A 9937-nucleotide genomic window follows, 5' to 3' on the forward strand; every position below is an offset into this window, starting at 1 on the left:
GGCCTGGGCCGGCGTCGGGCTGCCGCGCGTCTCCCAGCTCCCGGAGTCGAGCGTCAGGAGGGCCAGCGGCGTGAAGAGCGCGTACGTCACCGGCATGAGCAGCGCCATGGGCAGGAAGCTCGCGGGATGCACGCGCCGGTCCTCCGGCAGGTAGCGCGTCTCCAACCGGTAGATGAAGCCCAGCAGGCCAATCACCAGGAAGTGGAACGCGAGGATGTCCCAGAACTCGCCGTTGAGCAGGTTGTGGACGATGACCACGGGGTACGCCAGCAGCAGCGCCAGCTGCGACACGTAGTGCACGGTGATGACCGGGTGCAGCCGCCACGCGTGCGACAGGCCGCAGATGAGGTCCACCAGGTTGGAGCGCCGCCACCGCAGCTGCTGGCTGAAGTAGCCCGCGAGCGTGGAGGGCGCGGCGGTGAAGCAGTACGCGTCCAGCGTGTAGACCGTCTCGTAGTCGTGCTTGACGATCTGCCGCGTGAGGAAGCGGTCCTCGCCGTACTTGATGGGGATGCCCGCGATGGCGCGCGCCTCCAGGATGGGCTCCAGCTCCAGCAGCACCGAGCGGCGGTACGCGGTGAGGCAGCCGGACAGGCACATCACCTGGCGGAACGAGCGCTCCAGGTCCTTCAGCCACTTCTGGGCGAAGTGGAACTTGATTTCGATCATCCGCGTCAGCCAGTTCTGGTGACGGTTGATGACGAAGGTGCGGCCGCCCACCGCGGCGACGTTGGGGTGCACGAAGCGGCGGATGAGCTGCCGCACGGCGCTCTTCTCCACCACGACGTCGGAGTCCACGGAGACGATGATCTCCGCGGTTTCCGCCGCGCGGACGCCCCGGTTGATGCCCTTGCGCTTGCCCATGTTCTCCGGGTTGCGCATCACCCGGACGTTGGGGTGCCCTTCCGCGGCCTTGGTGGCCCACGCGACGCTGTCGTCGCGCGAGCAATCATCCACGACGATGATCTCCGTGAGCTCGCTGGGGTAGTCCTGATCCAGCAGCGCCCGGACGGTGTGGTAGATGCCCTGGCCTTCGTTGAACAGCGGAACGACGATGGCGACCTTCGGGCGGTAGGTGTCATCCACCCGCTCGAACCGCCGCCCCTTCAGCCGCCTCAGGAAGGGGCCCAGGATGTAGCGGTTCATCAACACGACGATGAACAGCAAATGAATGGGAAACAGTTCCATCGGCCCCGCGCGCCCCTTCACGCCCCGGAAGGGCCCCGGGTACCTCCCGGAGCCCTTCCTTCCGTCCCCAAGACGGCCGCTCCACCCCTGTGAAGCGCACGGAAGGTTGGGGTGTCTCGCACGTCCCGCCAACTGTCCGGGACCGGTGGGCCGAGGGCTGTCAGGGAAGCTTCATCGCGCGCCCTGACCGCGCGGAGGACTTCAGGTGCCGGCCAGCGTCACCGTCACTGGAAGGGCGAAGGGCGGGCCGCCGCTGGTGCAATTGATGTTGTAGTTGCCGGTGAGGGTCGCGCCGACCGCCGCGCTCGCGGAGGCGCGACCGCCCGTGCCGCCGGTGATGTCCAGGGAGAAGGAGCACTCCACCTCCGGGTCCTCCGGAATGGGGAAGGTGCAGGTGCCCGGCTTCATCGTGAAGGTGTACTCGCCCGTCATCGTCGCGGTGAGGTCGCAGTCGAGGGGCGGGAGGGCCACGGTCAGCCCGTTGCGAGTGCTCGCATCCTCGGTCAGCACGAGGTGGGTCTGGATGGGCTCTCCCGCGTCGGAGATGCCGGGGATGACCATCGTCATCAGGACGGGGTGGGTGCCCGTGACGTTGGAGCGCGTGTACTCAATCTGCGCGGGGTCCTGGGTGTCGTCCTTGTCGTCCCCACCGCACGCGGCGCAGAACAGGGACAGGGTGGCGGCGGACGTCAGGGCGAGGCTGCGGAGCATGGGGCGGGGTCCCGGTTGGGAGTGGAAGGACGACGGCCGCGTGCGGACGCGGCGACTGGATGGAAATTCAAGCAGGCAAGCCGCGCGGCAACGCCCGCGCCAGGGCCAGGTCCCGCGTCAGCTCCGCCTCGCGCGCCTGCCGTTGGGCGGGGGAGGGGAACGTGATGGCCGCCAGGGACTCCGTCGCGGCGGCGGCGATGCGATCCACGCCGTCGCGGGAGATGACGCCCGCGTGGAACGCGTCCACCGCCGCGCCCACGTACGTGTCGAAGAAGAAGACGTGCTGGGCGCGCCATTCGTCGCGCTTCGCCTCAGGGGTGGCCACCACGTCGTGGATGAACACGGCGCGCACCGCCTGGGGCAGGGCCGCGCGCATCCGGGCGCCGAACTCCACGTCGCCCTGGCCGCTGTCGCCCACGAAGACGAAGCCGTACTCGGGGAAGAGGCGGGCGTACTGTTCGAAGTTCTCGAACTTCTTCTGCGCGATGCGCGTGTTGCCCACGAGGTAGAAGAAGCTGCCGGAGAGCATCACCGCCAGCGGCACGCCGCGCTTGCTCAGCGAGTCCAGCGTCGCGTTCTCGATGAGGCCCAGTGGATCCTGCGGGCGCGCGCTCACGAAGACGAGGTCGCCCGCGCGGCCCGGGATGATGCCGGGGCCCCGGTCCAGCTCCTGGTAGAACGCGAGCACGCCCGGGTACACCGTCTTCGGCGGGTAGCGCTTGTCCACCCAGTTGACGAAGAACGTGTCGTCGATGTCGCTCAGGACCTTGTTCTCCCCGCTGGGGAAGGCCTGCGCCTCGCGCTGGAAGTGGGCGAGCAGCTCCGCGCGCACCGCCACGTCGTCCACGTCGTCGAACACCAGGTGATGCAGGTCGTGGTACTCGCCGCCCGCCTCCAACAGGTTCTTGAACCCGGTCAGCTCGCGGCCCTTCAGCCCCAGGAACAGGTCGCGCAGCCGCGTTTCCGCCTGCGCACGCGTGGCGCCCTTCTGGAGCGCGGTGGCCAGCGACGCACGCACCGGCAGGGACAGCTCCGCTGCGCGGCGCCTGCACAGCAGGTCCAGGAGCGCCGTGTGATGGTCGGGGCCGATGAGCCGGTCGTCCAGGTCCGACAAGAGCCGCACCAGGTCCACGTTGGACAGCAGGAAGTTCAGCTCCTCGCTGGTGGCGCCCTCCAGCAGGTCCAGGATGCGGCGCTCGTCGTCCCGGTCCGTGTGGCCCGTCATGTCCCGGCGCAGCGCCTGGAGCTTCGTCGTCGCGGTGGACAGGTCCATGCGTGTCTCCCCCTTGCCCTTGGACCGGGCAGCCTATGCGCCCGGCGCGAGGCCGGACCAGCCCCCGTGACAGGCGCGACGGTTCCTGATTGCCTGCGTGACATGACGGCGTCCCCATCCTCCATGCCCCTCGACCTGCGCCCCGACGAAGTCCACGTGTGGCTCGTCGAGCCCGAGCGCATCGAAGACCCGCGCCTGCTGGAGGCCTACAAGGCCCTGCTGGACCCCGGCGAGCGCGAGCGGCAGCGGCGCTTCCACTTCGAGCGCCACCAGCGCCAGTACCTCGTGTCGCACGCGCTGGTGCGGCTGACGCTGTCGCGCTACGCGCCCGTCGCGCCGGAGGCCTGGCGCTTCGTTCCCAACGAGTACGGCCGTCCCGCCATCGTCGGTCCGGTGGGGCAGTGGCTGCGCTTCAACCTGAGCCACACCGACGGCATGGCCCTGGTGGCGGTGGGCCGGGACGTGGACCTGGGCGCGGACATCGAGGACGCGGAGCGGCCGGGCGAGACGGTGGAGATCGCCGACCACTACTTCGCGAAGACGGAGGTGCAGGCCCTGCGCGCATTGCCGAAAGAGCTCCAGCGCGCGCGCTTCTTCGAGTACTGGACCCTGAAGGAGGCCTACATCAAGGCTCGCGGCGCGGGCCTGTCCCTGCCGTTGGATCAGTTCGCCTTCGACCTGGTGCCGGGACAGATGCCCGGCATCAGCTTCGACCCCCGGATGAACGACCTGCCGGACGTGTGGCAGTTCATGCAGCACAAGCCCTCCGCCCGGCACCAGGCGGCGGTGGCCTTCCGCAGGCCCCGGGGCGGGGCGCTCTCCGTGCGCTGGCAGCACACCGTGCCGCTGGCCGGGGACATGGCCCCGGTCGTCAAGACGGCCTAGGTCGCGGCCGTCATCCAGCGCGTCAGGTCCTCGCGCACGGCCGCCAGCACCTGCGGTCCGTGCGAGCGGATGAAGAAGTGGCCGCCGTCGAAGTGCCGGATGCGCACGTCGGCGGTGGAGTCCGCCCGCCAGTGCTCCATCACGTCCAGCCCCACGTGCTTGTCCCCCTTGCCCGCGTACACGGACAGCGGGATGTCCAGCGGAGCCGTGTCCTTCCCATTCTCCGACCAGGCCAGCGCGAAGTCCGCACGCAGCGTGGGGAGGATGAGCTCCAGGAGCTCCTTGTGCTGGAGGACCTCCTCCGGCGTGCCGTCGTACTCGCGCAGCTTCGCGATGAAGCCCGCGTCATCCAGCGTGTGGATGGGCTCCCGGTCGTTGTGCGACGGCGGGGGCGCCGCCGCCGCGATGAAGCCCAGCGGCTTCGGGCCGCCCTGGCGCTTCAGCGTGCGGGCCACCTCCAGGCCGATGCGCGCCCCCATGCTGTAGCCGAACAGCGCGAAGGGCCGGTCCATCAGCGGCGTCAGCGCCGGCATCAGCACGTCCATCAGCTCCGGCAGGGACTTGAGCGCGGGCTCCATCAGGCGCCGCTCGCGCCCGGGCAGCTGCACCGCGCACAGCTCCACCCCCATGGGCAGCGCCATGGTCCAGGGCGTGTAGATGGCCGCGCTGCCGCCAGCGAACGGCAGGCAGAACAGGCGCAGGCGCGGCTCCGGGAGCGGCTTGCGGGACGGGAACCAGCGATCGAGGACGGGAGAGGAGGCGCTTGCCATGGCGCGGCCGTCTATACCATGTGCCCCCGCGTGGAACGTCCTCCCGCACGCGGCGTGAGGCCCCGGGACACGCACCGCGAGTGGGCCCGTGAAACATCCGTCCCAGCAGGTCGGGTGGCCATGTTTCACCGCCCCCTCCCGCATGTCGCATCCGCCGTGTGTCATGGCCGGGGACACGGAAACTTTCATGGCCACGGTTGGGCGCGGGGAGGGTTGTGGTAGCTTGCCTCGCCGTGAGCTACGAGCTTTCACATCTTGAGGCGCTGGAAGCCGAGTCCATCTTCATCATCCGGGAAGTCGCGGCGGAGCTGGATCGGCCGGTACTGCTCTTCTCCGGTGGCAAGGACTCCGCGGTGATGTTGCACCTGGCGGTCAAGGCCTTCTGGCCCGCGCCGCTGCCGTTTCCGCTGATGCACGTGGACACGGGGCACAACTTCCCGGAGGTCATCCAGTATCGCGATGAACGGGTGGCGGAGCTGGGGGCGCGGCTCATCGTCGCGTCCGTGCAGGAGGCCATCGACGCGGGCAAGGTGACGGAGGAGAAGGGTCCTCGCGCTTCCCGCAACCGCCTGCAGACGCAGCCCTTGCTGGAGGCCATCGAGAAGAACGGCTTCAACGCCGTCTTCGGCGGCGCCCGGCGCGACGAGGAGAAGGCCCGCGCGAAGGAGCGCGTGTATTCCTTCCGCGACGAGTTCGGCCAGTGGGACCCGAAGAACCAGCGGCCGGAGCTGTGGGCGCTCTACAACGGCCGCCACCGCCGGGGCGAGCACCTGCGCGTCTTCCCCCTGTCCAACTGGACCGAGCTGGACATCTGGCAGTACATCGGCCGGGAGAACGTGGCGCTGCCGTCCATCTACTACACGCACCGGCGCGAGGTGTTCCGCCGGGACGGGATGCTGATGGCCTGGTCGCCCTTCATGTCCATGATGCCCGGCGAGACGGTGACGACGGAGACGGTGCGCTTTCGCACCGTGGGCGACATGACGTGCACCGCGTGCGTGCCGTCCACCGCGTCCACCGTGGAGGAGGTCATCACGGAGGTGACGGCCTCCCGCGTGACGGAGCGTGGCGCCAGCCGCGCGGACGACAAGTTCTCTGAGACGGCGATGGAAGACCGCAAGCGCGAGGGATACTTCTAGTGGAACTGCTGAGATTCGCGACCGCGGGCTCCGTGGATGACGGCAAGAGCACCCTCATCGGGCGGCTGCTGTTCGACACGAAGTCCATCCTCGAGGACCAGCTCGCCGCGGTGGAGCGCACGAGCCATGCCCGGGGCGACGAGTACGTCAACCTGGCGCTGCTGCTGGACGGCCTGAAGGCCGAGCGCGAGCAGGGCATCACCATCGACGTGGCGTACCGCTACTTCTCCACGGTGAAGCGCAAGTTCATCATCGCGGACACGCCCGGACACCTGCAGTACACGCGCAACATGGTGACGGGCGCGTCCACGGCGGACCTGGCGCTCATCCTGGTGGACGCGCGCAAGGGCGTGCTGGAGCAGACGCGCCGCCACGCGTTCATCGCGTCGCTGTTGCGCGTGCCGCACCTGGTGCTGTGCGTGAACAAGATGGACCTGGTGGACTACGACCAGGGCGTCTTCGACCGCATCCGGGAGGAGTTCCGCCAGTTCTCCATGAAGCTGGACGTGACGGACCTGTCGTTCATCCCCATCTCCGCGCTGGGCGGGGACAACGTGGTGACGCGCTCGGAGAAGATGCCCTGGTACCAGGGCCCCACGCTCCTGCACCACCTGGAGAACGTGCACATCGCGTCCGACCGCGACCTCATCCACCTGCGCTTCCCCGTGCAGGGGGTCATCCGGCCCGCGTCCGCGAAGAAGTTCCACGACTACCGCGCGTACTCCGGGCAGCTCCTGGGTGGCGTGATGCGCCCGGGCGACGAGGTGATGGTGATGCCCTCCGGCTTCACCACGCGCATCAAGTCGCTGGAGCTCGCGGGCAAGCCGATGACGGAGGCGTTCCCGCCCATGTCGGTGAACGTGTCGCTGGAGGAGGAGCTGGACATCAGCCGCGGCGACATGCTGTGCCGCCCGGGCAACCCGCCCACCGCGAGCCAGGACATCGACGCGATGGTGTGCTGGCTGTCGGACACGACGCAGCTCAACTCCGGATCGCGCCTGGCCATCAAGCACACCACGCGCATGGCGCGCGCCATGGTGAAGCAGCTGCACTACCGGCTGGACGTCAACACGCTGCACCGCGACGACCAGTCCTCCGGCCTCAAGCTCAACGAGGTGGGCCGGGTGACGCTGCGCACGACGGTGCCGCTCTTCTTCGATGAGTACCGGCGCAACCGCAGCACCGGCAGCTTCATCCTCATCGACGAAGGCACCAACGCCACCGTGGGCGCGGGGATGATCAACGGCCCCGCCGTGGACAGGTAGGGAATGGCGATGCAACAGCGTCCGGGCTTCATCCTCTGGTTCACCGGCATGTCCGGCGCGGGCAAGAGCACGCTGTCCGCGGCGGTAGCGCGGCAGCTGTCGCCCGTGCAGCGCGTGGAGCTGCTCGACGGGGACGAGGTGCGCACGTACCTGTCGCGCGGCCTGGGCTTTTCCCGCGCGGACCGCGAGGAGAACGTCCGGCGCATCGGCTACGTGGCGCGCGTGCTCGCGAAGCACGAGGTGGGCGTCATCACCGCCGCCATCTCGCCGTACAAGAGCTCCCGGGACGAGGTGCGCGCCCTGGCCACCCAGGCCGGCATCCCGTTCCTGGAGGTCTACGTCCAGGCCAGCCTGGACGCGCTCATCGCCCGCGACGTGAAGGGGCTCTACAAGAAGGCCCTGGCCGGGGAGATTCCCCACTTCACCGGCGTGTCGGACCCGTACGAGCCGCCCGAGTCCCCTGAAATCACCGTCCGCTCCGACGCGGAGACGGTGGAGGCGGGGCTGGAGCGCATCCTCGACACGCTGAGGGACCGGGGCCTGCTGGCCCCCGCCGCGAGCGCCGCCTAGGCCGCCGTCACCGGAAGAGGCCCGGAGGGGAGGATTTAGGGGGGCGCGGCTCCCCCGAATCATCTACCATCCCGGGAACCTCGACTCCCCCGGAACAGGCCTAATCCATGCATTTCGATGACATCGAGTACGTCGAGCTGTGGGTCGCCGATGTCTCGAGTGCCGCAGGCTTCTACTCGGGCCGCATGGGCTTCCGCCGCGTCGCGGAAGGGGGCCCGGAGACGGGGCTCGTGGGCCGGCGCTCCGTGTTGTTGCAGCAGGGCACGCTGCGGCTGCTGCTCACGCAGGGGCTCACCCCGGACGACCTGGCCTCCGGCTTCGTCGAGCGGCACGGTGACGGCGTGCGGGACATCGCGCTGCGCACGAAGGACGTGGTGGGCGCCTTCGGCCACGTCACCCAGCGCGGTGCCCGGCCCCTGCGCGAGCCGGTGAAGGGGTTGGACGGGGAGGGGCGGCGCATGCTCCAGGCCACCGTGGCGACGGTGGGAGACCTGGTGCACTCGTTCATCCAGTCCGACGCGGCGGTGGGGGCGTTCCTGCCGCCGGGCCTGGTGCCTTGCAAGGCGGTGGCGTCGCCGACGCCCGCGCTGTTCTCCGGGTTGGACCACCTGGCCATCTGCCTGGAGCCGGGCACGCTGGACGCGACGGTGCGCTTCTACCAGCACGCCTTCGGCTTCCATCAGTCCCACGAGGAGATCGTCCACACGCGCCAGAGCGGGATGAACTCCAAGGTGGTGCGCAGCCCGTCCACGCGCATCATCCTGCCGCTCCAGGAGCCGCTGTCCGTGGAGAACCCCGGGCAGATTGGCGAGTTCCTGCGCCGCAACGGCGGCCCGGGCGTGCAGCACATCGCGCTGCTGACGACGGACATCGTGGAGGCGGTGCGCGAGCTGCGGCGGCACACGCGGTTCCTGGAGATTCCGGCGCCGTACTACGAGCGGCTGGAGGCGCGGCTGGGCGCGCTGGACTTCGACCTGGCGCTCCTGCGCGAGCTGGGCATCCTGGTGGACCGCGACGCGTGGGGCACGCTGCTGCAGACGTTCACGCGCTCGGAGCACCCGAGGCAGACGCTGTTCTTCGAGGTCATCCAGCGCCAGGAGGCCCGGGGCTTCGGCGGCGCCAACATCCGCGCCCTCTTCGAGGCGGTGGAGCGCGACTACGCCCGGGCGCAGGCGTGATGAGCCCCACCGCGCGCCCCCTCTGCCTGGACGAGTACGAACACCACGCCCGCGCGCGGCTGCCCGCGGACGTCTTCGACTACGTGTTCGGCGGCAGCGACGACGAGTGCTCCCTGCGCGACAGCCGGCGGGCCTTCGACGCGTGGTGGCTGCGCCCCAGCGTGCTGGTGGACGTGGCCCGCTGCGACACCTCCGTGGAGGTGCTGGGCACGCGGCTGGAGCACCCCCTGGGCGTCGCGCCCATGGCGTACCAGGCCCTGGCGCACCCGGACGGGGAGGTGGCCACCGCGAGGGCCGCCGGGGCGCTGGGCGGGCTGATGGTGGTGAGCACCATGGCCAGCCGCACGCTGGAGGACGTGGCCGCCGCCGCGACGGGGCCGCTCTGGTTCCAGGTGTACTGCTTCCGCGAGCGCGCGGTGACCACGGCGCTGATCCGCCGCGCGGAGGCCGCGGGCTACAAGGCGCTGGTGCTCACCGTGGACGCGCCCCGGCTGGGCCGCCGCATGCGGGACATGCGCAGCGGCTTCGGGCTGCCGGCCCACGTGCGCGCGGCCAACTTCGACGCGAGCGTGACCGCCGCGCTGGGGGCCCGCGCCTCCGGTGAGTCCGGCATCGCGTCGCATGCGTCGCGCGACTTCGACCCCTCGCTCACGTGGGAGGCGGTGGAGTGGGTGCGCTCGGTGTCCAGGCTGCCGGTGCTCCTCAAGGGCGTGCTGACGGCGGAGGACACGGCGCGCGCGGTGGCGGCGGGCGTGGACGGCGTCATCGTGTCCAACCACGGCGGCCGGCAGCTGGACGGCGCCATCCCCCCGCTGGAGGCGCTGCCGGAGGTGGTGGCCACGGCGAAGGGCCGCTGCGAGGTGCTGATGGACGGCGGCATCCGCCGGGGCACGGACGTGCTCAAGGCCGTGGCCCTGGGCGCGAAGGCGGTGCTGGTGGGCCGCCCGGTGTACTGGGG

The 9937-nt window shown here is 70.1% G+C and carries 10 protein-coding genes; 6 read left to right on the forward strand and 4 right to left on the reverse strand.

Translation table 11 applies throughout. The features are described from left to right. The 3 genes from D7W79_RS32290 to D7W79_RS32300 all read right to left on the reverse strand — a co-directional run. Positions 1-1188, reverse strand: a 1188-nt coding sequence (locus tag D7W79_RS32290; RefSeq protein ID WP_120529217.1) for a glycosyltransferase family 2 protein, incomplete at its 3' end; no start/stop codon positions are given. Between the two features lie 201 nt (positions 1189-1389). Next, on the reverse strand, positions 1390-1899 hold the full coding sequence (locus D7W79_RS32295; protein WP_120529210.1) for a hypothetical protein: 510 nt from the start codon (positions 1897-1899) through the stop codon (positions 1390-1392). Between the two features lie 67 nt (positions 1900-1966). Further along, complete coding sequence (locus D7W79_RS32300; protein ID WP_120529211.1) at positions 1967-3172, reverse strand: phosphatase domain-containing protein; 1206 nt, start codon at positions 3170-3172, stop codon at positions 1967-1969. A gap of 102 nt (positions 3173-3274) precedes the next feature. Between D7W79_RS32300 and D7W79_RS32305 the strand changes: the two genes are divergently transcribed. After that, entirely contained in the window at positions 3275-4057 is a 783-nt protein-coding gene (locus tag D7W79_RS32305; RefSeq protein ID WP_120529212.1) for a 4'-phosphopantetheinyl transferase family protein, read from the forward strand. On the opposite strand, the gene D7W79_RS32310 is transcribed toward D7W79_RS32305, so the two are convergent. Next, positions 4054-4827, reverse strand: a complete 774-nt coding sequence (locus D7W79_RS32310) for a thioesterase II family protein (RefSeq protein WP_120529213.1) — start codon at positions 4825-4827, stop codon at positions 4054-4056. The genes D7W79_RS32305 and D7W79_RS32310 overlap by 4 nt on opposite strands. Before the next feature lie 233 nt (positions 4828-5060). Between D7W79_RS32310 and cysD the strand changes: the two genes are divergently transcribed. The 5 genes from cysD to D7W79_RS32335 all read left to right on the forward strand — a co-directional run. Further along, positions 5061-5966: a sulfate adenylyltransferase subunit CysD gene (gene cysD, locus D7W79_RS32315; protein WP_120529214.1), complete on the forward strand. Its 906-nt coding sequence runs from the start codon at positions 5061-5063 to the stop codon at positions 5964-5966. Next, positions 5966-7231, forward strand: coding sequence for a sulfate adenylyltransferase subunit 1 (locus D7W79_RS32320; protein WP_120529215.1), 1266 nt, complete (start codon positions 5966-5968; stop codon positions 7229-7231). The genes cysD and D7W79_RS32320 overlap by 1 nt, the downstream gene beginning before the upstream one ends. Before the next feature lie 9 nt (positions 7232-7240). After that, on the forward strand, positions 7241-7801 hold the full coding sequence (gene cysC, locus D7W79_RS32325) for an adenylyl-sulfate kinase (RefSeq protein WP_120529218.1): 561 nt from the start codon (positions 7241-7243) through the stop codon (positions 7799-7801). 107 nt (positions 7802-7908) lie between these two features. Further along, positions 7909-8979 carry a 4-hydroxyphenylpyruvate dioxygenase gene (gene hppD / locus D7W79_RS32330; RefSeq protein WP_120529216.1) on the forward strand — a complete coding sequence of 357 codons (1071 nt, stop codon included), beginning with the start codon at positions 7909-7911 and terminating at the stop codon, positions 8977-8979. Further along, on the forward strand, positions 8979-9937 hold a 959-nt coding region (locus D7W79_RS32335), incomplete at its 3' end, for an alpha-hydroxy acid oxidase (RefSeq protein WP_147442153.1). The genes hppD and D7W79_RS32335, both read left to right, overlap by 1 nt.

Origin of the sequence: Corallococcus exercitus (genome assembly GCF_003611585.1) — a bacterium.
Taxonomy (GTDB): domain Bacteria; phylum Myxococcota; class Myxococcia; order Myxococcales; family Myxococcaceae; genus Corallococcus; species Corallococcus exercitus.

Excerpts from the sequence above, each read along its gene's own strand:
- cysC (WP_120529218.1), top strand. The coding sequence starts at position 7,241 with ATGCAACAGCGTCCGGGCTTCATCCTCTGGTTCACCGGCATGTCCGGC.
- D7W79_RS32310 (WP_120529213.1), bottom strand. The coding sequence starts at position 4,827 with ATGGCAAGCGCCTCCTCTCCCGTCCTCGATCGCTGGTTCCCGTCCCGC.
- D7W79_RS32300 (WP_120529211.1), bottom strand. The coding sequence starts at position 3,172 with ATGGACCTGTCCACCGCGACGACGAAGCTCCAGGCGCTGCGCCGGGAC.
- hppD (WP_120529216.1), top strand. The coding sequence starts at position 7,909 with ATGCATTTCGATGACATCGAGTACGTCGAGCTGTGGGTCGCCGATGTC.
- D7W79_RS32305 (WP_120529212.1), top strand. The coding sequence starts at position 3,275 with ATGACGGCGTCCCCATCCTCCATGCCCCTCGACCTGCGCCCCGACGAA.
- D7W79_RS32295 (WP_120529210.1), bottom strand. The coding sequence starts at position 1,899 with ATGCTCCGCAGCCTCGCCCTGACGTCCGCCGCCACCCTGTCCCTGTTC.